This is a genomic window from Pseudomonas sp. TMB3-21 (assembly GCF_054898145.1).
Map to the genome: position 1 here is coordinate 4,961,446 of NZ_CM142718.1, position 26,451 is coordinate 4,987,896.

Genomic DNA, 26,451 nt, shown 5'->3' on the forward strand with positions numbered 1-26,451 from the left:
CCCTGGCGAATCACTGGCCGAAACGCGCAAGCTTCATTCCGATTCTGCAACGCAATACCCCCACTGACCTGTAGGAGTGAGCCTGCTCGCGAAGGGGCCGGCACATTCAAAATCTCTGCTGCCTGAAGCGCCGCCTTCGCGGGCAAGTCGAATCGTCGCACCGCCGCTCCCACAGGTTCTTCGTATGGGTTGGGATTTGTGGCGTTGCGCAGATCATTGTGGGAGTGAGCCTGCTCGCGATGGGGTCGGCACATTCAACATCTCCATTGGTTGTTGCTCCGCCATCGCGAGCAGGCTCACTCCCACAGGCTTTCGGTATGGCTCAGGGTTTGTGCGGTTGCATGCGGCGCTGGAACAGGCTGTCGGGCTCCAGGTGGTTGAGGTGGGTGCAGCCCATCAGGTTCATGCTGCGCGTCAGTTCTTCGCTTAATAAATCCACAGCGCGGGTGACTCCGGCTTCTCCTGCCACCGCCACGCCGTAGAGGCTTTGAATAGAGCAAAAAAAATGCCCGGGAGGAGCGATCCGGGCCAAGGAAAAACCATCTGGAAAATTGCCCGATGCGCAGGCAATACTGGAAGCCGCGAACGGCTCCCGCAGACTTCAGAACTTCCAGGTGTAAGTGGTGATCAGGCGGTTTTCCTGATAGTCCGGACCTGACGCATTGCCATTGCCATAACGGGTCTTGACGTCGATGCGCCGCCATTCGAAACCAACGTCCTTGAGCGCCCCGCTCTGCACCACGTAGCCGAGCACGATGTTGCGTTCGCTCTCGACGTTCTGGTCGAGGGCGTTATTGCCCCGATCGACACCGGTGCCGCGCATGTACCGCGTCATGAACTTCAGCCCCGGCAAACCCATGCCGGCAAAGTTATAGTCGTAGCGCAGTTGCCAGGAGCTTTCGTTTGGCTTGACGAACGCCACCGTCGACCAGTTCACCAGGTAGGGTTGCGGCGCATAGCCGTTGAGCGTCGGGAAGCTCGATTCGCCAAGCATGCGCTGGTAACCGACGCCGAACGTGTGGGCACCCTTTTTCAGGGAGGTCATGATCCCGTAGGACTTGTTGTCGATATCGCCATACAGCGCTTTGCCGTCCTCACTGTTATTGAAGTAGCGAAGGTCGGTCTTCAAGCCGTAGCCGGCACCCAGGTCATGGTTATAGGCCAAGCCCAGATAATGTTGTTTATAGATGTCTTCCAGCTGACCGAAAAAATAAGTACCGGACAGATTCGGCGTAAACATGTAAGTGGCACCGCCGAAATTCAAACCATCACTGCGACGCTTAACATTGGGACCGTTAAACAGATACATCTTTTCCCTGTTGGAAGACTCCCGAGAGCTGATTTCGGTAAAGCGCCCACCGGTCAGCGTCAGCTTGTCTACTTCTTTGGATTCGATCTGCACACCGTGATAGGTAGTGATCAACTGCCGGGAATCATCGATATAAGCCACCGGCAAGGTCGGACGAAGTTCACCGACCTTGAGTTCGGTCTTGTTGTAACGAACTTTCCCGGTCAGTGCCGCACGCCCGTAGTCCCGGACTTGTTCGCCCTTGCTTGCGTCATACGGAATGATGCTGTCCGGGCCACGGCCACCGCCGCCGTCCAGGCGATAGGCATACTGCGCCGAGAGGTCCAGGCCGAACTGCAGCGTACCCTCGGTGTAACCCGAAATGGCGCGGAAATCGAAACCCTGGGTCCAGCTGCCGACGCGTGATTGCGACGCGTCATCCTGTTTGAAGTCGCGGTCGATGTAGAAATTGCGCATCCCTAGGCTGACCTGGCTATCTTTAACGAAATCTGCCTGCGCAACCAGCGGTGTGAAGATCCCCATCACGGCCGCAGTGGATAGCCCACGGTTTATCCAGTTCTTCTGAAACATCGAACTTTCCTTTATTTTTTGCATGCACAAAGGCACGGCTAGTGGAAGCAGATCAAATCAGCAAAGTGCAACTTTGGCAGTCAATCCGCAGTATTGTTTTTATAACCACTTACTGCAAAAAAAGTCGTAGTACAGTCATTCGCCAGAACAGCGACAACCGCTTTATAGTTATTTTTCAAACAGTCAACGATACGGGAAAGTCATATCGCATCTTACCCACTCAGAAGTTCGCTTTCGAGGCATCTCCCAAGCGGTGGTAAGCGCGATTGAAATACACCAGGCCTTCCTGGCTTTCGCCATTACGAATGCCCAACACTTCGCAATAGAAAATGGTGTGTGAACCGACTTCATGGGCCTGGGCAATCCGGCAGTCGAAACTCACCAGTGCTTCATCGAGCAACGGTGCACCACTTTCCAGGGTGCTCCAGGATGCGCAGGAAAAACGCTGATCGGTATCGAGGTTGCGGTTGGAAAACGCGCCCGACACTTCCTGGTGACCTGCGGTCAGGACGTTCACGCTGAGCACGCCATTGCTCTTGAAATGCACGTTGGAAAACGACGAGCGATTCATGCACACCAGCAGCGTCGGCGGCTGGTCGGTGACGCTGCACACCGCCGAAGCGGTGAAGCCGAAGCGCCCGGCGGGGCCGTCGGTGGTGATGACCGAAACCGCGCCACCAAGCATTGCCATTGAGTTACGAAATCCAGTTGTATCGACCATGGTCTTACCCTCCGGTCTATCAGATATCCAGCACCAGCTTCGAGGACTTGGCCCGGGAGCAGCACACCAGAATCTGGTCATTGGCGGATTTTTCGTCGTCCGTGAGATAGACGTCGCGGTGATCCGGTTCGCCTTCGATAACGTCGCACAAGCAGGTGCCGCAAACGCCCTGCTCACAGGACACTTCAATCTTGATGCCGACAGCCGTCAGGGCGTCGACGATGCTCTGGCCTTCGGCAACCTGTACGGTCTTGCCGCTGCGTTGCGCCACCACTTCGAAACCGGCACCCGAGGCATCGACTTCGACCTGGAAGTACTCGCGGTGTACATGATCGTCGGCGTAACCTGCTGCCAGCGCCTGGGCGATGACCCAGTCCATGAACCCGGCCGGCCCGCAGACGTACACGTGCACGCCGGCTTGCGGGGTGCCCAGCACGTTGGCCAGGTCGAGTTTCTGTTCGGGCGCTTCGTCGTCGAAATGCGTGTGCAGGCGTGAAGCAAACGCCGCGCTGCCCAGCTCTTCGAGAAACGCGCTGCGGATGCGCGAGCGGCCGCAATAATGCAATTCGAAATCGCTGTCGCGGGCATTCAGTGCGTAGGCCATGGCGACCATCGGGGTGATGCCGATGCCGCCGCCGATCAGGATCGAGCGCTTGGCGTCGCTGGCCAGCGGGAAGTGATTGCGCGGCAGGCTGATCTCGATTTCGCGACCTTCCTGCAACAACTCATGCACCGCCACCGAACCGCCGCGCGAGGCAGGATCCTTGAGTACGCCCAGCCGATAGGCGCCGGCGTTGGCCGGGTCGCCGCACAGGGAATACTGGCGAACCAGGCCGGTCTTGAGGTGGATATCGACATGCGCGCCCGCTTCGAAGGCTGGCAACGGTTGCCCTGCGGGATCACTGAGATCCAGTACGACCACCCCTTCGCCCTGCTCTTCGCGTTTGCGCACGACGACTTTCAATAATTGATCGCTCATACAGGACCATCCCGAATTGCTTGTCAGGGGGGCGCAGTTGAGCGGCCCCGTCGTTTCTCTAAAACATTTTCTTCAAACATGCAGCGCCAGACTCAGCGCATGAAGATCCCGCCGTTCACATCCCAGGTCGCCCCGGTGGTGAAGAAGGCGTCATCGCTGGCCAGTTGCACGATCAGCTTGCCGAGGAACGCGGCGTTGCCCAATTGCTTGACCGGGATCGCCTCAATCAGTTTTTCCAGACGCTCGGGTGGCACGGCAGCACGTACCGCCGGCGACTCGATGGGGCCGGGAGCGATGGCGTTAACCGTGACGCCGGACGCTGCCAGCTCCTTGGCAAAAATCTTGGTCAGGGTGACGATCGCGCCCTTGGACGCGGCGTAATGCGCGCCGGTCGCGGTGCCGCCGTTCTGTCCAGCCAGGGACGCCATGTTGATGATCCGCCCGTAACCCTGGGCCGCCAGGTAGCTGCCGAACACCTGGCAACCGACGAAGGTGCCGCGCAGATTGACGCTGACGACATGGTCGAACTCTTCCGGGCTGATCTGCATCACCGGAGTGGTCAGGGTGATCGCGGCGTTGTTCACCGCCACATGCAACACGCCCCAGTGCGCCACCACAGCGGCCAGTGCTGCTTCGAAATCAGCCTTGCTCGTCACGTCGAGCTTGAGCGCCAGCACCCGCTCACCAGAGGCGTCGAGTTCAGCGGCGGTGGCTTGCGCCGACTCCAGCGAACGGTCGCTGATGACCACCCGGTAACCGGCGGCCAGCAGTTGTTTGGCGATGCTTTTACCCAGCCCCTGCGCCGCGCCGGTGACCAATGCAACCTGTGTCATGGCAACGTCCTCAGAGGATGTAGCCGATACCGGCGAGGGTATCGGTGGAGTTGATCAGCTGGATCAGCTTGCGCTGGATCTTGAAACTGTCGCCGCTGCGCACCAGTTGAAACGTGACATCGGCGGTGTACTGCTTGAGCACGTCTTTGCGGAACTCACGCAGGTTTTGCGCACAGCGTACGGTGACAACTCCGCCCTCGTCCGACAGCAGCCGAAAGCGCGACTGGCTGCGCACGGTGCGGGCCCGCGGGGTGGTGGAAATCGATTCGCCGCTGGTCAACCGGGTCACGCGCAACTGGCGCATGTGGTGATCGTCGTAGGCATAGTTCAGGGTGTTCTCGTAATCGGTTTCCAGCGGGTCGATCGGGATGATGTAGGTGGCGGTCTCGGTCCACAGGTCGAGCCACTCGGCAAAATCGCCGTGGTCGAGCATGTCCGCTTCCTGCCAGATGAAAGCGCAGACCTGGTTGAGCAATTGCAGATTGATCATGGTGTTCTCCGTCGACTCAGGCCGACATCATCTTTTTCCACTGCTGGTAGCCAGCGCGCATGCCGGTCTCGGCGCTCACGTCACTGACCAGCCCGTCTTCGGATTTGGTTTCGCCCGGCAAGCCGCGGTTGAGCATGATCCACAGGTCGGTGCCGGCACTGGCGCCGCGCTGTACACGCTCCCAGGCTTCGGAATCGTCCGGGGTGCCAAAGCCCATCGGGCCTTGGAAGTGTTCGTGCAGGCGCAGGCGATAACGATTGGCCACCGCCGGGCCGCCGTCCATGGTGATCACCGCGTGATGGATTTCGGTCTCGTCCACGGCGATCGGCTGCAGCACCCGGAAGAACGCCATGGAACAAGCGATGTTGGGGAACAGGTTGAGGTTGAAACCGGAACCGCCTACCGCTCGCACAATGCGCCGCACCGACTGTTCGTCCTGGCCTTCGGCGCGCAGCTGGACGGCCAGGTCTTCGAAGCGCTCGGGGATCGGCAGGTCGAGGTTGGCTTCCAGGTCGACCAGGTCAGGAATCATCACCATCACGCTGTGGCCGTTGCCCAGGTCTTCGACGTAGCCAGGCCCTTCAACGAAGTCGAACAACGCCAGGGTCTGCTCATCCACCGACGACAGGAACGACTTGTGCACCAGCGGGAAGTGATACGCGTCGGTGGTGTTTTCCAGCTGGATCTTCCAGTTGCCCGGGAAGCGGAAACGATGCTCGCCACCGACTTTCACCGGGTAACCGGCGCCCTGCTTCATGAACAGGTCGATCCACTTTTTTGCCGGGCCGAGGAAGTCGGCCAAGGGCTCGATATCGTCCTTGAAGGTGGCGAAGATCATGCCGTTGTACTGCTCGACCCGCAGGCTGATCAAAGGCAGTTCGGACTTGTCCAGGCAATCGCCGTAACTTTCCGGGTGCGGTACGCCGCGCAGGCTGCCATCCAGGGCGTAGCTCCAGCCGTGGTACGGGCACACGAAGCTGTTGGTCTTGCCTTTCTTGTGTTCGCAGACCGTGGCGCCACGGTGGCGACAGCGGTTGAGCAACACATGCACTTCCTTCTTGCGGTCGCGCACGACGATCACCGGTTGCTTGCCGACGTAGGTGCTCTTGTAGCTGCCGGACTCGGGAATCTCGCTGGTGTGGGCAACCCAGATCCAGGTGCTGTAGAAAATCTTGTCCAGCTCTTGATCGAAAATCTTCGCGTCGGTGTACAGCGAAGTGTGCACTCGATCATGCAAGACCAGGTCGGACGGGCTGGCGTCCAGGTTTACAGCGGATATCAGGTTATTCACGATCACTCCTCGTCGGCTGGCTCGCCGACTCTAAGAATTCTGGGTATTGCTGTCAGGACTGGCCGGATTTGTCGGGTACGGGCAGGTGCGCGTCACTGTTCCAGGTGTCCACCGGACGGCTGAACAGGTTCTCGGTCTGGAAGTGCGCCATTCGCCAATGCCCCTGTTCCTGAGCAAACTCCACGGTCAGGCGGGCGCTGTTGAGGTGCGAGGCACCCGAGGCGAACGTCGAGGTCTGCAACATCACCCAACTGGCCTGCGCGACGGCGCCGCTGACCTGGATCAGTTCCGAGGTCAGGAAGTGCACGTTCAACGCGAAGTGCGCCGGCTCGACCCTGTAAGTCGCGAACATTGCCTTGATCGCATCACGCCCGTGGTAGCTGCCGAAACTGTTCTGGTACTTGGCGCCCTTGCCTTCCCAAACCGCCTGTGCGGTGAACAATCCGGCCAGCTCATCGAGAGGCGAATCCACGCCCAACTCATCACAAAGAACCATGTAGCGATTCATGCAGGCGCGGATCGCATTCTCGCTTTCCAGGTGTTCCAGCCGCTGTTCCAGCGCGCGCAAATGCTCTTGTGATGACATGGCGATGTCCCTCGACTCAGCGCTGGATGATCAGTTCGCGACCGGTACGGGCCTCGACCTTGCAGTACTTCCAGAGTTTGTAAGGGCCATCGCCGACGTCAGTGGTGCGGAACAGATTGCAGGCGGCGTGGACGGTCTCGATGTCTGGCACATCGGCCAGCAGATAAGTAGTCCAGGGCCAGCCAGCGGACGGGCCGACCATGCTCTGGTCGTCGTCCATGTTGCCCAGCACGGTCACGCCCGGCAGATCGGCGATGCCATTCCACATGGCGCCGAACGCGGCCCAGACTTCCAGAGCCTCGGGACGTGGGGCATCAAAGAAGTTCTGGTTGATGCCGATGCAGAACAACACTCGCAGGGTTTTTTTATCGGTCATGGGGTTCACCATTCAGTAGGAAAAAAGTTACAGGTAGCCAGGCAGCGGCTTGTTGCCGAAGAAGATCGCGCCGGCGTTCTGGTAGGTCATATCGCCCATGAAGGCGTGCTGGGTAATGACTTGGGTATCGTTGACAAAACGCGACAGCGGGCTGGTGCGGTACACGCCGCTCATGCCCGAAAGCATTTGCGCGGTGCGTGCGACATCGGCCGCGACCCGGGTAGCGTGGGTTGAAGACAGGCGCAGCATGTTGGTCTGCTCGACGCTCACCGGATCGCCTGCCAGGACACTGGTCCAGGCATCGTCGATGGACTGGTAGAACCACGAACGCGCAGCACGCAGCGCAGCCTCGGCCTTGGCCATCTCGACCTGGGCCAGTGGCCGGTCAGACAACGACGGCGCACCGGTCACGGAGATGCGTCCGCTGGCCATGCCGCTCAACTCATCGAGCGCTGCCCGCGCAACGCCGAGGCCGACCACCGACAACACCTGTGTCGCGAACGACAGCGACGGATAACGGAAGAACGGTTCGTCGAGATTCGACGGGCCACCGCGTACGAAAGTCCACTCCTCCGGCACCACCACGCCTTCAACCACGACGTCATGGCTGCCGGTGCCGACCAGGCCGACGACGTTCCAGGTTTCCTCGATGCGTACCTTTTCCCGCGGCATTACCGCCAGCCGTGGCAGGCCGAGCATGTCGCCGTTTTTCGGGCTGATGCCCACGCCAATCAACGATGCGCCCATGCAGCCGCTGGAGAATTTCCAGCGCCCGTTGACCTCCAGGCCACCTTCAACAAAAGACGCAGGCTGCGGTGGGAAAATCCCGCCAGCGAACACCACGTCAGGCGAATCGGCGTAGATTTTATTGATCGTTTCCAGCGGCAGTGCAGCCAGGTAAACCGGGCTCATGCCAAAGCTGGCAACCCAACCGGCGGAACCGTCGGCGATGGAGATATCCTCGACCATCTGGCAGAACTCCGCCGGCGAACGCTCGTCACCCCCGAAGCGCTTGGGCACCAGCGCGCGATAGACGCCGAGCGTGCGGAACTGCTCGATCACGTCCTGCGAGATGAATTTTTGTTGGTCGAACTCTTCGTTCCGGGCACGCTCACGAATCTCGACCAGCAGCTTCTGAAACGCGTCATTCGCCGTGATCGGCGCGCGGCGCTGTTGATCCAGCTCGCTTGGCGCAGTCATGGTTTTCTCCATAGTCAGCATGTCGATTACTCTTCCAGGCGCCGGACCAGCTCGCGGCCGACTGCACACAGCAGTTCGTCCGAGCCATGGGCGGCAATCAGTTGAAGGCCAACCGGAAGTCCCGAAGCGCTTTCCAGGGGAATGCTCAGAGCCGGGTGACCGGAAAGGTTGAAAGCGCGTACCAGGGAGGTCATCCCCAACGCAGCGCGGGTGTCGGCCGCATCGGCGACCAGTAAAGGGAAATCGGGCATGGTCGGCATGGCCAGGATCGGTGTAATCGCCAGGGCGGCGTCCACCTCTGCGGTGAAAGCGCGGCGCACGATCTCGGCTTCTTCGACGGAATCGGCAGTGGTCAGGCTGGCGGCACGCAGGCGGCCGGCGACATCCTCACCAACCTTGCCGGTTTGCAGCAGATGGCCACACGCGGCCCAGGTTTCGGCGTTGATGACCACCATCCCGGCACCGTATGCGGCGAGCATGCCTGGCAGCGCTTGCTCGCTCAGCGGAAACCGCGAACGAGCGAGGGCCTGGTTGACGACGGCGTGGATTCGCTCGTCGGCGTGCACCGTGACCACGCCGATCGAAAGGTTTTCCGGCAGCGCTGCTGGCGCCTTGAAGCTCGGGTCGATGACATGCATCGCTTCAATCAGGCAGTCCATATCCCGTGCCAGCGGCCCTACGCAGTCGAGGGTGCTGTGCGCCGGCATGACGCCCTTGCGGCTGACCCGGCCGAACGTTGGTTTGAGCCCGAAAACCCCACAGCACGCTGCGGGAATCCGCACCGAGCCGCCGGTATCGGTGCCCAGCGCGAAGTCGCACAGACCGGCAGCCACAGCCGCCGCCGAACCACTGGAAGAGCCACCGGGGATGTAGCCCGGATGACGAGGATTGGCTGCAGTACCTGTCCAGGCGTTGAGCCCGGTGGTGCCGAAGGCCAATTCATGCAGGCCGGTTTTTCCGGTGATTCGGCAGCCTGCATCCAGGACCGCCTGAACCACGTGCGCATGTTCGGTGGCAGCGGGCGCATCGGCCAGCGCCTGGCTGGAGGCACGGGTCGCATGGCCGGCAATGTCGATGGTGTCTTTCACCATGACCGAAAGGCCGCTACCGCCTAAGGCTAAATCCTCGACAACAATCGACATGCTCTCTACCTGCTCGTTTATGTGTCATCAAAACGGACGCCCTCTGCATGAAGGCGCTGCAAATGCTTAAATCTAAAATCGTAATATTTACGTGAAATGTCAATTGAATTTTATCCAATAAAAAAGTGTGTATTTTCGGTGCAGATTTTCACCATGCGCACCAGCTGCGTGCAGTTTGGTAACACTATAAAAAAGTATATAATTCTCCATATTCTTATTTTTTTCCTCTGTTTATCAATGTTTTACGTCTTTTACAAAGACCAAACCACTCCAGGTATTTCCAAAAATTACGAACGACTGCACCTGACGGATTCGTGCATTCAGAAAAATATTTCAGCGCGGAATCAGCTGCAATAATCACTAAAAAAATACGTGGTTTTTTGATTTTTGATGTCGGCTTTTTTCAGCAAATTCGAAGCTTCGTGATCCAGATCAAAGCCTTGTTCGGCATGGCGTGGTGGCGACTCGCCCTGCCCGGCGGCGACCCTCACCCTTCCCGTCAAATCACCCCACCGCGAAGGCCTCCAGACGAATGCATCGCAGGCCCCGGTAACACCCGCAGCCGATGCACCAGAAAGATTTCTGGCATGCAATCTGCTCGTTGGTCTGGCAGCAGTTAGAAAAAAAACAGGGCCGTACCTTGGGCCGCATTCGCATCACGTGGTGATCGAGGCGGTCGGCCATTAGCCTTTTGCAGCGTTGCAACTCTTCGGAGAAAGTCATGCTTTTCAAAAAAGCCGTGTCCACCTTGTTGTTGAGTGCCGCCTGCGCCGCCGCCGCGCAGGCCGAAGTGAAAATTGGTGTCATCACCTCCTCCACCGGTCCGATCGCGCTGGTCGGCCTGCCTCAGAAAAACACCGTCCCATTGCTGCCGACCCAGGCTGGCGATCAAACGGTGAAGTACATTTCCCTGGATGACGCGAGCGACCCGACGGCCACGGTGAAGGCCCTGAAAAAGCTGATCGATGAAGAAAAGGTCGACGCCATCATCGGCCCGAGCGGTTCACCCAACGCCATGGGCGTGATCCAGTTCGTCGCAGAAGCAGGCGTGCCGTTACTGGCGCCGGTGGGCACCGCCGCCGTGGTACTGCCCATGACCGAGCAGAAGAAATGGGTGTTCAAGACCACGCAAAACGATGATCTGATCGCCAAGGCGCTGTTCGAACACATGGCCAGAAAAGGCGTGAAGACCCTCGGCTTTGTCGGCACCGGCGACCCTTATGGCGAGAACTGGGCCAAGGTCATCGCCGGCCTCGCCGCGCAGCAGAACATCAAGGTCGTGGCCAATGAGCGCTTCCAGCGTCAGGACACTTCGGTCACCGGGCAGAGCCTGAAAATCCTCGCCGCGCGTCCCGATGCGGTTCTGGTTGCAGCGCCTGGCAGCTCGGCGGTGATGCCGCAAACCACCCTGTTCGACCAAGGTTATCGCGGCCAGATCTACCAGACCCATGGCGCCGCACTGCCCGACTTTCTCAAGCTGGGCGGCAAGAAAGTCGAGGGCACCGTCCTGGCCGCGAGCCTGATGCTGGTACTGGACGAGATTCCCGAAAGTCACCCTTCGAAGAAAATCGCCAGCGATTACACCGCCGCCTACGAAAAGCTCAACGGCAGCAAGCCGGCGACCTTCGGCGGTAACACCTTCGACGCCGGCCTGTTGCTGCAACAGGCGATTCCGATTGCGTCCGCCAAAGCTGCACCGGGCACTGCGGAATTTCGCGCGGCCTTGCGTGATGCACTTGAGCAAAGCCACGAACTGGCTGGTACCCAAGGCGTTTACAACATGACGGCGCAAGACCACAGCGGCTTCGACGAGCGCGGTCGCGAACTGATCGTGGTGAAGAACGGCAACTGGATGTTGTTGAAAGACAACTGACCCGGGCGCACAGCCCGCTGCCCGACTGCCGGCGAGTCGACCTTCGCCGGCAGGCGCGCGTGATCTTCAATCTGTAGAAAGAGCTCTCATTATGAATTTCCAGATAGCCATGCTGCTGGGCCAGGACGGCATGACCAACGGCGCGATTTACGCACTGCTGGCCCTGTCGATCCTCCTGGTGTTCACCGTGACCCGGATCCTGTTGATCCCCCAAGGTGAATTCGTGACCTATGGCGCCCTGACCATGGCCACTTTGCAAAGCGGGCACCCGACTGCCCTGGTCTGGCTGCTGCTCGGCCTGACGCTGATCGACTGCGCACTCGATGTATGGGGTGCTGCGCGCACGAGCCAGGCGTTTCGCTTTCCCAAACGTATTTTTTTCAAGCTCGGCTATGCCGGGCTGCTGGCGGTATTGATCAACACCCTGCCCCTGGCCGAATTGCCAATGGCGGTGCAGGCATTGCTGACACTGGCGCTGGTGGTGCCCCTGGGGCCGCAGATCTACCGCCTGGTGTTCCAGCCGATCGCCTCGGCCAGTTCGCTGGTGCTGCTGATCGTGTCGATCGCCGTGCACGTCAGCATGGTCGGTATCGCCCTGTTGCTGTTCGGGCCCGAAGGCGCCCGCACCCGGCCGTTCTCCGAAGCCGGACTGGAACTCGGCCCGGTGACGTTCAACAGCCAGACCCTCTGGGTGCTGGCAGTGTCCCTGGGGTTGATCGTCGGGCTGTACCTGTTTTTCGAGCGCACGCTGTATGGCAAGGCCCTGCGTGCCACTGCCGTGAACCGCATGGGCGCGCGGCTGATGGGGATCTCGCCGACGCTGGCCGGCAAGTCGACTTTCCTGCTCGCCGCGCTGATCGGCACGCTGTCGGGGATCCTGATCGCACCGATCACCACGCTGTATTTCGATTCCGGTTTCATCATCAGCCTCAAGGGTTTTGTTGGCGCGATCATCGGCGGGCTGGTGAGCTACCCCGCTGCTGCACTGGGCGCGCTGGCGGTGGGCCTGATCGAGGCGTTTTCGATGTTCTGGGCCAGTACCTATAAAGAAATCATCGTGTTCACCCTGATTATTCCGTTCCTGCTGTGGCGTTCGTTCACCAGCCGTCATGTGGAGGAAGAAGAATGAGTCCGCGTTATCTGTTGCTTGCCCTGTTGCTGGTGGTGGGCGTCGCGCCGCTGCTGTTGCCGCCGTACTACGTGACCCTGCTCAACTACATCGGGATGTACGCCATGGTGGTGTTGGGCCTGGTGCTGCTGACCGGTGTCGGCGGCATGACCAGTTTCGGCCAGGCCGCGTTCGTCGGGCTGGGCGCGTACACCTCGGCTTATCTGACCACCACCGAACAGTTGCCGGTTTGGCTGGCCTGGGCCGGCGCATCACCGTGGCTGACGCTGCTGGTGGGGGTGCTGCTCACCGCCTCGGTGGCGCTGATTCTTGGCGCACTGACGCTCAAATTGTCCGGGCACTACCTGCCACTCGGGACCATCGCTTGGGGGCTTTCGCTGTATTACCTGTTCGGTACGCTGGAGTCCCTCGGCGGCCACACTGGAGTCGGTGGCCTGCCCTCGATTTCCCTGTTCGGCCTGACGCTGGATAAAGGCGAAGACATCTACTACCTGATCTGGGCGCTGCTGCTGGTGGCCATCGTCATCACGCAAAACCTTTTGAATTCCCGCGAAGGGCGGGCCATTCGGGCGCTCAAGGGCGGTCAGGTGATGGCCGAGTCGATGGGCGTTAATACCTTCCGCTCGAAGATGGTGATCTTCGTCATCTCTGCAGTGTTCGCGGCGATTTCCGGCTGGCTGTACGCGCACACCCAACGCTTCGTCAACCCGACACCGTTCGGCTTGAACATGGGCATCGATTATCTGTTCATGGCCTTGATCGGCGGCGTTGGCAGCGTCTGGGGCGCCCTGCTCGGCGCGGGCATCCTGACGATGCTCAAGCAATGGCTGCAGGACTGGTTGCCGCACCTGCTGGGTCACACCGGCAACTACGAAACCATCGTATTCGGCATTCTCATCGTGGTGCTGATGCAACGTGCACCCGGCGGCCTGTGGCCGTTGTTGACGCGGCTGGTACCGGCCCGTTGGCGCGTTTGCCCCAAGGCGCAAGAGGTCGACGCAAGCGCCGCTCCCCTGCCACGCCGGCAACTGCCACAGCATGGCGAACTGATCCTCGAAGCACGCAACGTGACCAAGCGCTTCGGCGGGCTGGTGGCCAACAACGACATGAGCCTGGAAATACGCTCCGGTGAAATCCTCGCGCTGATCGGCCCTAACGGTGCCGGTAAAAGCACCATGTTCAACCAGCTATCGGGGGTCGATACCCCTACCAGTGGCGACGTGCTGTTCATGGGCCAGAAGATCAACGGCCTGAGCTCGCGACAGGTCGCCCGCCTGGGTATGAGCCGCACCTTCCAGCACGTGAAACTGCTGGGCAACATGAGCGTGCTGGAGAACGTCGCCATTGGCGCGCATTTGCGTGGAAAGCAAGGCGTGCTGTCGGCGGCCCTGCACCTGGAGCGCCGCGAAGAGGCCGAACTGCTCGGCGAAGCGCGGCGTCAGCTGGAGCGCGTGGGCCTGGGTGACTACCTGCAAGCCGAGGCCGGCAGCCTGTCCCTCGGCCAGCAACGCATCCTCGAAATCGCCCGCGCCCTGTGCGCCGATCCCTGCCTGCTGCTGCTCGATGAACCAGCGGCTGGCCTGCGCCATAAGGAAAAGGAAGCCTTGGGCATCCTGCTCAGCCGCCTGCGCAGCGAAGGCATGGCGATTCTGCTGGTCGAGCACGATATGGACTTCGTGATGGGCCTGGTGGATCGCGTGGTGGTCATGGAGTTTGGTCAGCGGATCGCCCAAGGCCTGCCCGAAGACGTACAGAAGGATCCGGCCGTGCTGGAAGCCTATCTGGGAGGAGTTGAATGATGAACATGCAAGTTGAACCGCAGCTCGCGCCGCGTAACCAGGTCAACGATGCCGTGCTGGAGATCAAGGACCTGAGCGTGGCCTATGGCAAGGTCGAGGCGCTGAGCAACGCCAGCCTGACGGTCGGCAAGGGCCAGATCGTCACGGTGATCGGCCCCAATGGCGCCGGCAAGACCACCCTGCTGTCGGCGATCATGGGCGTGCTTGGTTCCCGCGGCCAGGTGCATTTCGACGGCAGCCTGGAAACCCTGCCGGAGGTCGAAGTGATGGTCTCGCGGGGCCTCGGCCTGGTCCCGGAAAAACGCGAGCTGTTCACCAGCATGAGCGTGGCCGACAACCTGCTGCTCGGCGCCTTTCAACGCCATCGCAGCGGCGACCGGCGCTACAGCGAGACCCTGGGCGAAGTCTATGAACTGTTTCCACGGCTGTGGGAACGTCGCGAGCAACTGGCGGCGACGCTGTCTGGTGGTGAACGGCAGATGCTTGCCGTCGGCCGGGCGCTGATGGCCAAGCCCAAGCTGCTGATGCTCGATGAGCCGAGCCTGGGTCTGGCGCCGCTGATTACCCGGGAAATCTTCCGCATCATCACGGCCCTGCGTGAGCAAGGGGTGTCGATCCTGCTGGTGGAGCAGAACGCACGCGCCGCGCTGCGGGTGGCGGATTACGCCTATGTGCTGGAAACCGGGCAGATCGCGATGCAGGGGCCGGCCAAGCAACTGGCTGATGACCCGCGGGTGATCGAAGCGTATCTGGGGTTGGCGAGCAAGCATCAGGAGATGCTGGCTACGTGACAACACGCCACCAATCCCGTAGGAGCCGGCTTGCTGGCGATAGCGATGGGTCAGTCGATGTGGATATCGCCTGGTTGGACGCTATCGCCAGCAAGCCGGCTCCTACGGGGGATCGCGGTGGGTCAGTGGGATGGATGTCGATTCCTTTGAATAATCCGGAGCTACGATGAACGCTACCCCCTTGCGCATCGGCATCGCCGGTGCCGGTGCCATTGGCTGCACCCTGGCCGCACGGCTGGCTGTCGGTGGCCTTAATGTCAACGTTCTCGCCCGAGGTGAAACACTGGCTGCCATTCGCCGTGACGGCATTCACCTGTCTGATCTGGACGGGCAGCACCACGTGCGGATCGAGGCCAGCGACAACGCCGCGAGCCTTGGCGTGCAGGACCTGATTTTTCTCTGCACCAAGTCCCACGGCCTGGCGGATTTGCTGCCGCAATTGCAACCGATGATCGGTGCCGAAACGGTGGTGATCCCGGTGGTCAACGGCGTGCCCTGGTGGTACTTCCACGGCGAAGGCGGACGCTACGACGGGCGCCAAGTGAGTGCGGTTGATCCGCAGTCGATCCTCAGCCAGGCTCTGGACCTGCGGCACGTTATCGGCTGCGTGGTGTTCATCACCGCGCACTGCCCGTCCCCTGCCGTGGCCGAATCGCAGACCCCGCATCTGATGATTTTCGGCGAGCCCGACAACCGCCTCAGCCCGCGCCTGGAGCAGGTGCGCGCGCTGATCGAAAGTGTCGGGATCGAAGCGCGGGCCACCGACCGCATTCGCGACAATCTGTGGACCAAGATCATCGCCAACATCACTTCCAACCCGCTCTCGGTGATCACCGGCGCCACCCTCGAACAGCTTTACAGCCTGCCGGAACTGCGCGACGTGGTCAGCAGTTGCCTGCACGAAGCGCTGCTGACGGCCGCCGCTCACGGCGCGCGCGTGAGCATCGATCCGCAGACGTTTCTCGAACTCGGTGCCGGCATGGGCGCCGTGCGCACCTCGATGCTGCAGGACTATGAAAAAGGCCGCCCGCTGGAGCTGGCCGCCATCGGCGACGCGGTGCTGGAACTGGCCGATTGCATGGCGATCCCGATGCCCGTCACCCGCCACCTGATTGCCCTCGCACGCTTTCGCGGCGAGCAGATCCGCCACTGATTCCCCAGACAAGGACTCCAAAATGAACCAGACCGAATCAGCCAATCCGCCGCACTACAGCGATGAAGAATGGGCACTGCGGGTGCAACTTGCGCACTGCTACCACCTGGTGGATTTCTTTGGCTGGACCGAAACCATCTTCAACCACATCTCCGCGCGCCTGCCCGGCCCGGCGCATCATTATCTGGTCAACCCGTTCGGCCTCAATTACACCGAAGTGACGCCGACCAACCTGCTCAAGGTCGACCTGCACGGCAAGAAACTCGAAGACTCGCCGTACGACGGCAACCCGGCAGGTTTCGCCCTGCACAGCGCAGTGCACGGTGCGCGCGCGGACATCCAGTGTCTGATTCACACCCACACCACGCCGATTTCGGCCATCGTCATGAAGAAGGCAGGTTTTGCCCATCACGACTTCTACGGCGCGCAACTGTACGGACGGATCGGCTATCACACCTTCGAAGGCATCACCCTGTTCGATGATGAGAAAGCCCGGATGATCGACAGCCTCGGCGACAAGCACATCCTGGTGCTGCGCAACCACGGCATCGCGGTCGGCGAGAGCAGCATCGCCAAGGCGTTCTTCCTGTTGTGGACAGTGCAACGTGCCGCCGAAATCCAGTGCCAGGCGGGTGCCTTGGGCGGTGAAGACAATCTGCTGCCGGAAGAGATCAGCCAAAAATGCGCCGAGCTCTCGGCCATGCTGATTCGTGACAGCGGCTTTGCGGTGAAATTCTTCGACGGCATGGTACGCAAGATGCACGCTGCTCGCGGCCAGTGTTATTAATCGCAGGAGCGGTCAGTGACTCATTCAAAGGACCAACTCGCAACTGGACCGGGCTCAGCGGTTTGTCCAAGGCTGATCCTGCAGAGCATCAGGCCTGACGTCGCAGCGTCTCGGACGGCAGGCAGCCGTATTGCTTGCGGTACTGCATGGCGAAATGTCCGAAGCTGGCGACGCCGTGCCGCAGCAGGATATCCGTCACGCTGTCCGCCGGCCCGGCCTGCTGCAACGCCAGGTGCACCAGCGCCAGACGGCGGGTGCGCACATAGTCGCTGGGCGTTTGCTGGAGAAAGCGCGTGAAGCCATTTTGCAGGGTGCGGATCGACACCTCGCAGTACTGCGCCAAACTCGCCAGGGCAATCGGTTCGGCCAGATGCTGCTCAATGTAGCCGCGGGCTTTCATGACGTGATGCGGCATCGGCTGGCGCTGGTCTTGCAGCAAATCGTCCGAGTAATTGTGCGGCAACTGGGTCAGCAGCACCGACAGCAGATAGTCCGACAGGCTGCCGCCCATGGCCGAAGCCAGCAACATCTGGCCGGTGTCGCCGTAGAGCTGGCAGATGTAATCCAGCGTCGCGCGTACCGTCGCCATGCCTTGATGAGCCGGGTCGACCTGAATATCGAACACCAGCGGCTGGCGCATCCGGCGATTGAGCAACACCTGCAACTGACGTTCGAGGGCTTGGCGATCGACACGCAAAATGAGGTTGCGACAGTCCTTGTCGATACGGATAAAACTGCGCTCGGATGGCGAGGAAATGGTCAGCCCGCCCTTGCGCAGAATTGCATTCTGCTTGCCCAGGCTGACCATGCCGCCACCCTCGAGGGTGACCCGGATCAGGTAGAAGTCGCTGATATCGCCGGCGTCGATTTCCACCGGTGCGCCGTAGTGCAGATCGAACAGCGCCGAACTGCCGAAGAACACGCCATACAGCTGCGATTGCAGGGCGCCGCCCTGGTGCATTTTCATCTGATGGGGCCACAGGTAATGACTGACGCGATCCCGGACCTCGCCGAATCCATCGGAACTCAGCAAGCAATGTTCACGGAGCGAAAAGCGTTGATCCAACATGCGCAAGCGCCTCCAGAAAATGACCTAGCCGAGCCGCAGACACGGCGAAATTTAGTGGAAATGGAAAGCAATTTTTGCGCCACCCAAACGCTTTCTGCGCGCCCGGAACAGGCACTGCGCCTGGCGCATAGAGTCCCGCCAAACAAGGGCCTAAAAAGGTTCTGCACCACCCCCATGCCAACGGATTGGCAACCTGGACCGCACAACAAAACCAATAACGCACCAGGGCCTAGCGCTCAGGTAACGATGGCGTCACCGATACACCCAATTGCACATCCCCGCTGCCGCCGACTGACTGATTGCCAACCCTGAAGGGGCCAACAGCATGACCAGCAAAACACCCACCGAGGTCACCCGCAAAAGCTATGCCTACGAATGGTACATCGTCGCCATTTGCATGCTCGCGTACATTTTTTCGTTTATCGACCGGCAGATCCTGGCGTTGATGATCGAGCCGATCAAACACGATCTGCAGCTCACCGACACCCAATTCAGCTTGCTGCACGGCCTGGCTTTCTCGCTGTTCTATGCCTTTATGGGCATGCCGATCGCGCTACTGGCGGACAAGTTCTCCCGCCCGAAAATCATCGCCATCGGCGTCGCGTTCTGGAGCCTGGCGACCGCCCTGTGCGGGCTGAGCAAAAATTTCCTGCAGATGTTCATGGCCCGCATCGGCGTAGGGATTGGTGAAGCGGCACTGTCGCCAGCCACCTACTCGATGCTCAGCGACATGTTCCCCCGGGAAAAGCTCGGGCGCGCCGTGGCGATCTATTCCATCGGCTCGTTCATCGGTGGCGGCGTGGCGTTTCTGATTGGCGGATATGTGATCGATCTGCTGAAGAATCTCGACAGCGTCGCCGTACCGCTGCTGGGCGAAATGCGCCCGTGGCAGGTGACGTTTTTCCTGGTGGGCTTGCCGGGCGTGCTGGTTGCCCTGTTGATCGCGCTGACGGTTCGCGACCCGGCGCGCAAGGGCCTGAAACTGGACGCCGAGGGCAAGGTCCATGCGCCCAGCATGAAACAGGCGTTCGCCTTTCTGGCGTTACACCGCAAGACTTTCTCCTGCCACTACCTGGGTTTTTCGTTCTACGCGATGACCCTGTTCTGCATGCTCAGCTGGACCCCGGCTTTCTACATGCGCAAATTCGGCATCGCCCCAAGCGATACCGGCTACATGCTCGGGATCGTAGTGTTGCTGGCCAATACCAGTGGTGTGTTTTGCGGCGGCTGGTTGATCGACTGGCTGGCGAAGAGAGGTTACAGCGACGCGCCGATTCGCGCGGGCGTGATAGGCGCGATCGGCATGGCGGTGCCCGCCGTCGCGTTCACCCAGGTCAGCGAACTGTGGATGTCTGTAGCGCTGCTGGCGCCGGCCATGTTCTTCGCCTCGTTTCCGATGCCGGCCTCCACTGCGGCCATGCAGATTTTGCCGCCGAACCAGATGCGGGCGCAGATCAGCGCGGTGTTCCTGTTGATTTCCAACCTGATCGGCCTGGGTCTCGGGACTACGGCGGTCGCGTTGATTACCGACAGGCTGTTCGAGAATCCGGCGATGGTCGGCTCGTCGATTTCCCTGCTCAATGCCTTTGCGGTCGCGCTTACCCTGGCGTTGTTGATCAAGGGTTGCCGACACTTTCGTGAGAGTCTGAAGCGCGAAGGTCTCGCCTGAGGCGTGCTGTGGCGTGCCCGCTGGTTTTTTGCAGCGGGCGGCGCGACAATGGCGCCCGCTATCAAACCCAGCTCACGAGAAAGACTACGCCACCTTTATGACCACCCCGAAAAAGCGCCTGAGCCGATACAACCCCGCCAGCGAAGACTTCAAGAAAGAGGAGTTTCCCTTCTACTGGCTGGCGCGCCTGCACGGCCGTTACTCCATGGCGATGGAGAAAGCGCTGAAAAAAATCGATATGGACATACCGCGCTGGCGGATTCTGTTCATTCTCAAGGAAAATGGCGAGTCGAGCATTTCGGAAATCTCAATCCATGCCATCGCCAAGCTCTCGACCATCACCAAAATTGTCTATCGCATGAAAGCTGACGGCCTGGTAGAGACCAACACCAGCGCCAGCGACGGGCGCGTGACGCAAGTCTCACTCACCGAAGTCGGCCGCCACACCATCGAAGAAATCCAGCACGGCACCAGCGATATCTTCCGCACAAGTTTCAAAGGCCTGACCGAGGCCCAGATCACCAAACTGAACGGCACCCTGGAAAAAATCTTCAATAACCTGCCGGAAGACTGATCCGGTGGGACCAACGCTGTGGGCACCAGCGAAAGTCTACTTCTCCTGAATCGCAGCCTCTTGCTGTGATCTGAAAATGACGGGAGATGAGGACAGGACTTTCGCCTTCTGGCGACAGGCGTCGCTAAGCCGAAAACAAAAAAACCCGGCGCTGTGGCCGGGTTTTATAAAGTTATATGCATTCGCGGGTGCCTAGTTGGCCCCGCCGTTGTCACGGTTTGTCTGGGCATCCTGATCAGACCCTGGGTTCCCAGGCGGCGGATTCCAGTCTACCGGCCTTTCGCCCGTGCCCTGCTTAGGCTCGGACTCAGCCTGATCAAGACCGGAATCATGACCTTCGCCCGTGTCGGGTGTTTGCTCTTCTGGGCCCGGATATGGAGCTTCAGGACCGTTGTTATCGTCAATCATAATTCTCTCCTGTCTGCAGCGCAGGGTCTGCGCATACATTTGAGAGGAACTGGTTGGAGAGAGAGTGCGATTGGCTCGACGAGCGGACTGGAATCAGAAGGCTGATTAAAATCCGACGTCCTCTCACACCACGTACCTACGCTTGCGTATACAGCGGTTCAGGTTAAATGGATAAGCCGGTTTACGCCTGGACTTCAGCGCACTGATGATAAAAGCATGCAGGCTATTCACCGCTTTAGAGCCGCAAGAGGCCCGGCTACGCAGGATTGACACCTCCAAAGGTTCAATACTCCCCAGGCCGTGCTCGCTACCCAGCACCTGGAGCGATGCAGATGCAGATACGGTGCACTGAGTGATCGCAGCAATCGCCAGCCCACCCTCCACTGCCGCCACCTGACCTGCCAGGCTTTAGCTGAAGTAGACCACCTTGAATTGGCGTCCGCGTTGAGTAAGCGAATTCACCGCATAGAGCCGAGCCAGTCTCGCGCTCCCCCGTAAGCATGGTTTGGGCAGGACAGGTGATCTTTCTTCAAGCGTTATTGACCAATGATCGCTCGCAAGAATGACATATTGCCAAGCTAACATGACGACGCCATAGTATCACTTTGATATTACGGAGTTTGTATCATGCCTTGGCAACGCTCAGATAAAAAGCGCTACTCCGGGAAGATCGAGAGCATCTTCGTCTCAATCACCGAAGCGTGGGATGTCGAACACTTTATTGATGAATATCTTGAACTGCGTGGATTCCAGGTCAACGACATTAACAGGGACCGCATCGCGCTACGGTTGGAAGCGGTTCCAGGTCAGCGGCCTTATCGCGCAGTCCAGTTGGTAGCGTGGCTAGACGAGAATTATACCGCTAGCGCCAGGGCATCGACTGAGCGCTCCGAAGCTGATGCAAGAACGTCTCTTCAACAGCCGGCCAGTACAACTACCACGGCAGTTTCAGACCGCTGTCTAGTTCAGCCGCGTAGCGTAACTGACATCGATACGAGCTCCGGAGGTGACAAGCTTAACCATATGGAACAACCGAGTACCAGGCTCCCCGCTCCCCTCAACCAAGTGGCTGTGCCTAAGCTGAGGTCGGCTGGGTCCAGCGTTACTCCAGAAGTATACAAGCCGTTTGGAGACGGCCAGCGGGGAACGGGTACGAATGACTCCCCGCAATTTGTGCATAGCCGAGGCAAGAGTCATGGGGACGCTGTGTAATTCAGCTCCGACAGCACTCCAAGCTTTGAGTAATGCGTGTGGCTGAGCCGAAAACGAAAGAACCCGGCACAGTGTCCGGGTTCTGTTAAGCCATATGCGTTCGAGAAGTCACGCAAATGTCACGCACATGAAAAAGGCCAATGCGCGAACATTGGCCTAAGTCATTGAAAAATATGGTCGGGACGGAGTGATTCGAACACTCGACCCCTAGCACCCCATGCTAGTGCGCTACCGGACTGCGCTACGCCCCGACTAGGCGTGAAACTCGTTCTTCGCCTCGAAGAACGCTCAAGAATATATCGCAAGCTTTTGAAAACTGAAAGTATTTAAAAGCAGGATTTTATTTCTTGAGTACAACCAGCACATCTTCCAATTCGGCAATCATCTGCCGAATCATCTGCTTGTACTGAGTGGTGTCATCTTTGGCTTCATCGCCGGACAAGCGCAAGCGCGCGCCGCCGATGGTGAACCCCTGATCGTAAAGAAGCGCGCGAATCTGCCGGATCATCAGCACATCCTGGCGCTGATAATACCGGCGATTTCCGCGGCGTTTGACGGGGTTGAGTTGAGGAAACTCCTGCTCCCAATAGCGCAGCACGTGCGGTTTTACCGCACACAGCTCGCTGACTTCACCAATGGTGAAGTAGCGTTTGCCTGGGATGACGGGTAGCTCGTCGTTATGACTTGGTTCCAGCATAAGCCTCAACTCGGGCCTTCAACTTCTGCCCTGGACGAAAGGTGACCACACGGCGAGCCGTGATCGGGATTTCTTCCCCCGTTTTCGGATTGCGGCCAGGCCGCTGGCGTTTGTCCCGAAGGTCGAAATTGCCGAAACCGGACAATTTGACTTGTTCGTTGTCTTCAAGAGCGTGCCTGATTTCCTCAAAAAACAGTTCGACCAATTCCTTGGCTTCCCGTTTATTCAGGCCCAGCTCTTCATACAGACGTTCCGCCATCTCAGCTTTCGTCAGAGCCCCCATACGTCACTTCCTTAACGTGGCGTTCAACCTTTGTTCGAGCGAGGTGAGGATGTTTTGCGTTGTGGTATTCACCTCATCGTCATTAAGAGTGCGCGATGGATGCTGCCAGGTCAAGCCGACGGCGAGGCTTTTTCTATCAGGATCAATGCCTTTACCCTGATATACGTCAAATAGCCTGAGGTCTGTCAGCCATTCGCCTGCATTTTCACGGATTACGTCCAGCACGGCACTGGCCGCAACGTCCGTAGCCGCAATCAGCGCCAGGTCACGTCGCACTTCAGGAAAGCGCGATAACTCCTGGAATTCAGGCATTTTACCCAGTGCCACTTCCGCCAGAACCAGCTCGAACACGAAGACCGGACGATCGAGACCGAGGGTTTTCGATAATTCAGGATGGATCGCGCCAACGAAACCAACCAGACGCCCTTCGCGTTCAATGCGCGCGGTTTGCCCCGGGTGCAGCGCGGGGTGTTTGCCCGGGACGAATTTGAACGAATCCAGCGCACCGGCAAAGCCCAGCACGGCTTCCACATCGGCTTTGACGTCGAAGAAATCGACGACATCGCGACCCTGCGCCCAGCCTTCCGGCAGACGGCTGCCGCAAACGACGCCGGCAATCATCGGCTCTTGCTTCAGATCGTCGAGCTGACCGACAAATCGCAAGCCGCTTTCGAACAAGCGAACGCGATCCTGTTGACGGTTCAGGTTGTGCTGCAACGACTTGACCAGACCCGGCCATAGCGAAGAACGCATTGCCGCCATGTCGTTCGAGATCGGGTTAGCCAACAGCAGCGGCTCGACACCCGGATTAAACAACTCGAATTGTTTCGGATCGATGAAGCTGTAAGTAATCGCTTCCTGATAACCACGCGCTACCAGCAGACGACGCAGTTCAGGCAAATCGCTGCGTGCTTCGGCCTTGGCTTGCGGTGCCAGACGCGCTTGCGGGTAACGGACCGGCAAACGGTTGTAACCGTAAAGACGGGCCAGCTCTTCAATCAGGTCCACTTCCAGGCTGATGTCGAAGCGGTGGCTTGGCACTTCAACGCGCCACTGCCCTGCCCCGTCAGCGGAAACGCTCAGACCCAAAGCATTGAGAAAACGCTCGACTTCGGCCGGGTCCATTTCCATGCCGAGCATCTGGGTGATGCGTTGGGCACGCAAGGTAACCGGGGCAATCTTCGGCAGGTATTCTTCGTTGACGGTTTCGATGATCGGGCCAGCTTCACCGCCAGTGATTTCCAGCAGCAGGCCAGTGGCGCGCTCCATGGCTTCACGGGCCAGTTGCCAGTCCACGCCGCGCTCATAGCGGTGCGAAGCATCGGTGTGCAGACCGTAGGAACGGGCCTTGCCAGCGACGGCGATCTGGTCGAAGAACGCACTCTCGAGGAACACGTCGCGCGTGGTCGCGGTGTTGACGCCGCTGTGCTCGCCACCCATGACGCCAGCAATGGCCAGAGCGCGGGTGTGGTCCGCTATCACCAGCGTATCGCTACGCAGACTCACTTCCTGACCGTCGAGCAATACCAGCTTCTCGCCTTCTTCGGCCATGCGCACTCGGATGCCACCGTTGATCTCGGCGAGATCGAAGGCGTGCAGCGGTTGACCCAGCTCCAGCATCACGTAGTTGGTGATGTCGACGGCGGCGTCGATGCTACGGACGTCTGCGCGACGCAGACGCTCGACCATCCACAGCGGCGTGGGCTTGGACAGATCGACGTTACGAATCACACGACCCAGATAACGCGGGCATGCAGCGGGCGCGAGGACTTCAACCGAACGCACTTCATCGTGCACGGCAGGAACGCTGGCCACGACCGGCCGGGTAACTTCGGAGGAATACAACGCGCCGACTTCACGGGCCAGACCTGCCAAAGACAAGCAGTCACCCCGGTTCGGCGTAAGGTCGACTTCGATGCTGGCATCGTCGAGCCCCAGGTACTCACGAATGTCCTTGCCAACCGGCGCATCGACCGGCAGCTCCATCAGGCCATCGTTGCCTTCGCCCACCTGCAACTCGGCTTGCGAGCACAGCATGCCGTTGGATTCAACGCCACGCAGCTTGGCTTTCTTGATTTTGAAATCGCCCGGCAATTCCGCGCCGATCATAGCGAACGGGATTTTCAGGCCCGGGCGCACATTCGGCGCTCCGCACACAACCTGAAAAGTCTCGGAGCCATTGCTGACCTGGCAAACGCGCAGCTTGTCGGCGTCCGGGTGCTGCTCGGTGCTCAGCACCTCGCCCACTATCACGCCATTGAATTCACCGGCGGCCGGCGTAACGCTATCGACCTCAAGACCGGCCATCGACAGACGAGCAACCAGCTCGTCGCGACTTACCTGCGGGCTTACCCAGCCACGCAGCCATTGTTCACTGAATTTCATCCTGCTCTCCTAAGAATTCGTTACGACTAGCGAAATTGCGCGAGGAACCGCAAGTCGTTGTCGAAGAACAGACGCAAGTCATTCACGCCGTAACGCAGCATGGCCAGACGCTCAACGCCCATGCCGAAGGCAAAGCCCGAAAACTCTTCCGGGTCGATCCCGGACATGCGCAATACGTTCGGGTGAACCATGCCGCAGCCCATGACTTCCAGCCAGCCAGTCTGTTTGCAGACGCGGCAGCCTTTACCGCTGCACATCACGCATTCCATGTCGACTTCAGCGGATGGCTCGGTGAACGGGAAATACGAAGGACGGAAACGCACGGCCAGTTCTTTTTCGAAGAACACCCGCAGGAATTCTTCGATGGTGCCTTTGAGGTCGGCGAAATTGATATCGCGATCGACCAGCAGGCCTTCGACCTGATGGAACATCGGCGAATGGGTGATATCGGAGTCGCTGCGATACACACGACCCGGGCAGACGATGCGGATCGGCGGCTGTTTCGATTCCATGGTGCGGACCTGTACCGGCGAGGTATGGGTGCGCAGCAACATGTTGGCATTGAAATAGAAGGTGTCATGCATCGACCGGGCCGGGTGATGGCCTGGGATGTTGAGCGCTTCAAAGTTGTGGTAATCGTCTTCGACCTCAGGACCTTCGGCGATGCCGTAGCCAATGTGGGTGAAGAACTGTTCGATACGCTCCAGAGTGCGCGTGACCGGATGCAGACCACCCGAGGTCTGGCCGCGGCCAGGCAGGGTCACATCAATGGACTCGGCAGACAGTTTGGCGGCCAGGTCGGCCTCTTCAAACAGCGCCTTGCGGGCATTGAGAACCTCTGTGACACGCTCCTTGGCAACGTTGATCAGGGCGCCAACTTGCGGACGCTCTTCTGCCGGCAAATTTCCCAGGGTCTTCATCACCTGAGTCAATTCGCCCTTTTTGCCAAGGTAGTGAACCCGGATTTGCTCCAGGGCATTGATATCTTCAGCGCTTTGCACAGCCTCTAGTGCTTGAGAGACGAGCGCATCCAGGTTTTCCATGTACAGACTCCAGATACAAAATAGGGGAAGAGCTTGAAGGCTCTTCCCCTATTTATGACGTTTAACACCTGGCCCCACGGAG

At 59.5% G+C, this 26,451-nt stretch carries 25 protein-coding genes, 1 tRNA gene and 1 pseudogene; 8 read left to right on the forward strand and 19 right to left on the reverse strand.

Annotated elements, in window-relative coordinates; all coding sequences use genetic code 11:
• Positions 1–322: 322 nt before the first annotated feature.
• The 12 genes from ACYZTS_RS22520 to ACYZTS_RS22575 form a co-directional block, all read right to left on the reverse strand.
• Complete coding sequence (locus tag ACYZTS_RS22520; RefSeq protein WP_236645645.1) at positions 323–532, reverse strand: alpha-hydroxy-acid oxidizing protein; 210 nt, start codon at positions 530–532, stop codon at positions 323–325.
• Positions 533–601: 69 nt separating this feature from the next.
• Entirely contained in the window at positions 602–1,879 is a 1,278-nt protein-coding gene (locus tag ACYZTS_RS22525) for an OprD family porin (RefSeq protein WP_028624013.1), read from the reverse strand.
• Positions 1,880–2,099: 220 nt separating this feature from the next.
• The gene (locus ACYZTS_RS22530; RefSeq protein ID WP_028624014.1) at positions 2,100–2,600 is read right to left on the reverse strand and encodes a flavin reductase; all 501 of its coding nucleotides are present in this window, start codon (positions 2,598–2,600) and stop codon (positions 2,100–2,102) included.
• Between the two features lie 19 nt (positions 2,601–2,619).
• Positions 2,620–3,579 (reverse strand): PDR/VanB family oxidoreductase, encoded by a 960-nt coding sequence (locus ACYZTS_RS22535; RefSeq protein WP_461992173.1) that lies wholly within the window; start codon positions 3,577–3,579, stop codon positions 2,620–2,622.
• Between the two features lie 92 nt (positions 3,580–3,671).
• Entirely contained in the window at positions 3,672–4,412 is a 741-nt protein-coding gene (locus ACYZTS_RS22540) for an SDR family NAD(P)-dependent oxidoreductase (protein WP_461992175.1), read from the reverse strand.
• A gap of 10 nt (positions 4,413–4,422) precedes the next feature.
• On the reverse strand, positions 4,423–4,899 hold the full coding sequence (locus ACYZTS_RS22545) for an aromatic-ring-hydroxylating dioxygenase subunit beta (RefSeq protein ID WP_461996520.1): 477 nt from the start codon (positions 4,897–4,899) through the stop codon (positions 4,423–4,425).
• Between the two features lie 19 nt (positions 4,900–4,918).
• Entirely contained in the window at positions 4,919–6,193 is a 1,275-nt protein-coding gene (locus tag ACYZTS_RS22550) for an aromatic ring-hydroxylating oxygenase subunit alpha (protein WP_461992177.1), read from the reverse strand.
• A gap of 52 nt (positions 6,194–6,245) precedes the next feature.
• Positions 6,246–6,779, reverse strand: a complete 534-nt coding sequence (locus ACYZTS_RS22555; RefSeq protein WP_028624019.1) for a nuclear transport factor 2 family protein — start codon at positions 6,777–6,779, stop codon at positions 6,246–6,248.
• A gap of 16 nt (positions 6,780–6,795) precedes the next feature.
• Complete coding sequence (locus tag ACYZTS_RS22560) at positions 6,796–7,155, reverse strand: IacB protein (protein ID WP_461992179.1); 360 nt, start codon at positions 7,153–7,155, stop codon at positions 6,796–6,798.
• A gap of 27 nt (positions 7,156–7,182) precedes the next feature.
• Positions 7,183–8,355, reverse strand: a complete 1,173-nt coding sequence (locus tag ACYZTS_RS22565; RefSeq protein ID WP_461992181.1) for an acyl-CoA dehydrogenase family protein — start codon at positions 8,353–8,355, stop codon at positions 7,183–7,185.
• Between the two features lie 26 nt (positions 8,356–8,381).
• A complete protein-coding gene (locus tag ACYZTS_RS22570; protein ID WP_028624022.1) occupies positions 8,382–9,497 on the reverse strand; it encodes an amidase in 1,116 nt (371 codons plus the stop codon).
• Positions 9,498–9,841: 344 nt separating this feature from the next.
• Positions 9,842–10,090, reverse strand: coding sequence for a hypothetical protein (locus ACYZTS_RS22575; RefSeq protein WP_461992184.1), 249 nt, complete (start codon positions 10,088–10,090; stop codon positions 9,842–9,844).
• Between the two features lie 128 nt (positions 10,091–10,218).
• On the opposite strand from ACYZTS_RS22575, the gene ACYZTS_RS22580 reads away from it, so the two are divergent.
• The 6 genes from ACYZTS_RS22580 to ACYZTS_RS22605 all read left to right on the forward strand — a co-directional run bounded on the left by ACYZTS_RS22580 (position 10,219) and on the right by ACYZTS_RS22605 (position 17,029).
• Entirely contained in the window at positions 10,219–11,370 is a 1,152-nt protein-coding gene (locus tag ACYZTS_RS22580) for an ABC transporter substrate-binding protein (RefSeq protein WP_461992185.1), read from the forward strand.
• Positions 11,371–11,461: 91 nt separating this feature from the next.
• Positions 11,462–12,499, forward strand: coding sequence for a branched-chain amino acid ABC transporter permease (locus tag ACYZTS_RS22585; protein WP_461992187.1), 1,038 nt, complete (start codon positions 11,462–11,464; stop codon positions 12,497–12,499).
• On the forward strand, positions 12,496–14,298 hold the full coding sequence (locus tag ACYZTS_RS22590) for a branched-chain amino acid ABC transporter ATP-binding protein/permease (protein WP_461992188.1): 1,803 nt from the start codon (positions 12,496–12,498) through the stop codon (positions 14,296–14,298). Before ACYZTS_RS22585 ends, ACYZTS_RS22590 begins: the two co-directional genes overlap by 4 nt.
• Positions 14,295–15,089, forward strand: a complete 795-nt coding sequence (locus tag ACYZTS_RS22595) for an ABC transporter ATP-binding protein (protein WP_177326982.1) — start codon at positions 14,295–14,297, stop codon at positions 15,087–15,089. Before ACYZTS_RS22590 ends, ACYZTS_RS22595 begins: the two co-directional genes overlap by 4 nt.
• Positions 15,090–15,255: 166 nt before the next feature.
• Positions 15,256–16,242: a ketopantoate reductase family protein gene (locus ACYZTS_RS22600; RefSeq protein WP_461992190.1), complete on the forward strand. Its 987-nt coding sequence runs from the start codon at positions 15,256–15,258 to the stop codon at positions 16,240–16,242.
• A 22-nt stretch (positions 16,243–16,264) separates the two neighbouring features.
• Complete coding sequence (locus ACYZTS_RS22605; protein WP_461992192.1) at positions 16,265–17,029, forward strand: class II aldolase/adducin family protein; 765 nt, start codon at positions 16,265–16,267, stop codon at positions 17,027–17,029.
• Between the two features lie 88 nt (positions 17,030–17,117).
• Here ACYZTS_RS22605 and ACYZTS_RS22610 read toward each other — a convergent pair whose 3' ends face one another.
• Positions 17,118–18,098, reverse strand: coding sequence for an AraC family transcriptional regulator (locus ACYZTS_RS22610; RefSeq protein ID WP_461992194.1), 981 nt, complete (start codon positions 18,096–18,098; stop codon positions 17,118–17,120).
• A gap of 325 nt (positions 18,099–18,423) precedes the next feature.
• On the opposite strand from ACYZTS_RS22610, the gene ACYZTS_RS22615 reads away from it, so the two are divergent.
• Together ACYZTS_RS22615 and ACYZTS_RS22620 are read left to right on the forward strand one after the other, a co-directional pair.
• The gene (locus tag ACYZTS_RS22615) at positions 18,424–19,767 is read left to right on the forward strand and encodes a spinster family MFS transporter (RefSeq protein ID WP_461992196.1); all 1,344 of its coding nucleotides are present in this window, start codon (positions 18,424–18,426) and stop codon (positions 19,765–19,767) included.
• Positions 19,768–19,864: 97 nt separating this feature from the next.
• A complete protein-coding gene (locus tag ACYZTS_RS22620; protein WP_028624031.1) occupies positions 19,865–20,341 on the forward strand; it encodes a MarR family winged helix-turn-helix transcriptional regulator in 477 nt (158 codons plus the stop codon).
• A 600-nt stretch (positions 20,342–20,941) separates the two neighbouring features.
• Here the strand turns inward: ACYZTS_RS22620 and ACYZTS_RS22625 are convergent.
• The 6 genes and pseudogenes from ACYZTS_RS22625 to pheS form a co-directional block, all read right to left on the reverse strand.
• Positions 20,942–21,238, reverse strand: a pseudogene (locus ACYZTS_RS22625) (type 2 periplasmic-binding domain-containing protein); the annotation flags it as partial.
• Positions 21,239–22,135: 897 nt separating this feature from the next.
• Positions 22,136–22,212: transfer RNA gene (locus ACYZTS_RS22630), tRNA-Pro, on the reverse strand.
• A gap of 89 nt (positions 22,213–22,301) precedes the next feature.
• Positions 22,302–22,658: a MerR family transcriptional regulator gene (locus ACYZTS_RS22635; RefSeq protein WP_003179985.1), complete on the reverse strand. Its 357-nt coding sequence runs from the start codon at positions 22,656–22,658 to the stop codon at positions 22,302–22,304.
• Positions 22,639–22,941, reverse strand: coding sequence for an integration host factor subunit alpha (gene ihfA, locus ACYZTS_RS22640; protein ID WP_002553164.1), 303 nt, complete (start codon positions 22,939–22,941; stop codon positions 22,639–22,641). The genes ACYZTS_RS22635 and ihfA overlap by 20 nt, the downstream gene beginning before the upstream one ends.
• Positions 22,942–22,944: 3 nt before the next feature.
• A complete protein-coding gene (gene pheT / locus ACYZTS_RS22645) occupies positions 22,945–25,326 on the reverse strand; it encodes a phenylalanine--tRNA ligase subunit beta (protein ID WP_461992198.1) in 2,382 nt (793 codons plus the stop codon).
• A 26-nt stretch (positions 25,327–25,352) separates the two neighbouring features.
• Positions 25,353–26,369, reverse strand: a complete 1,017-nt coding sequence (gene pheS / locus ACYZTS_RS22650) for a phenylalanine--tRNA ligase subunit alpha (protein ID WP_007905876.1) — start codon at positions 26,367–26,369, stop codon at positions 25,353–25,355.
• Positions 26,370–26,451 lie beyond the last annotated feature (82 nt).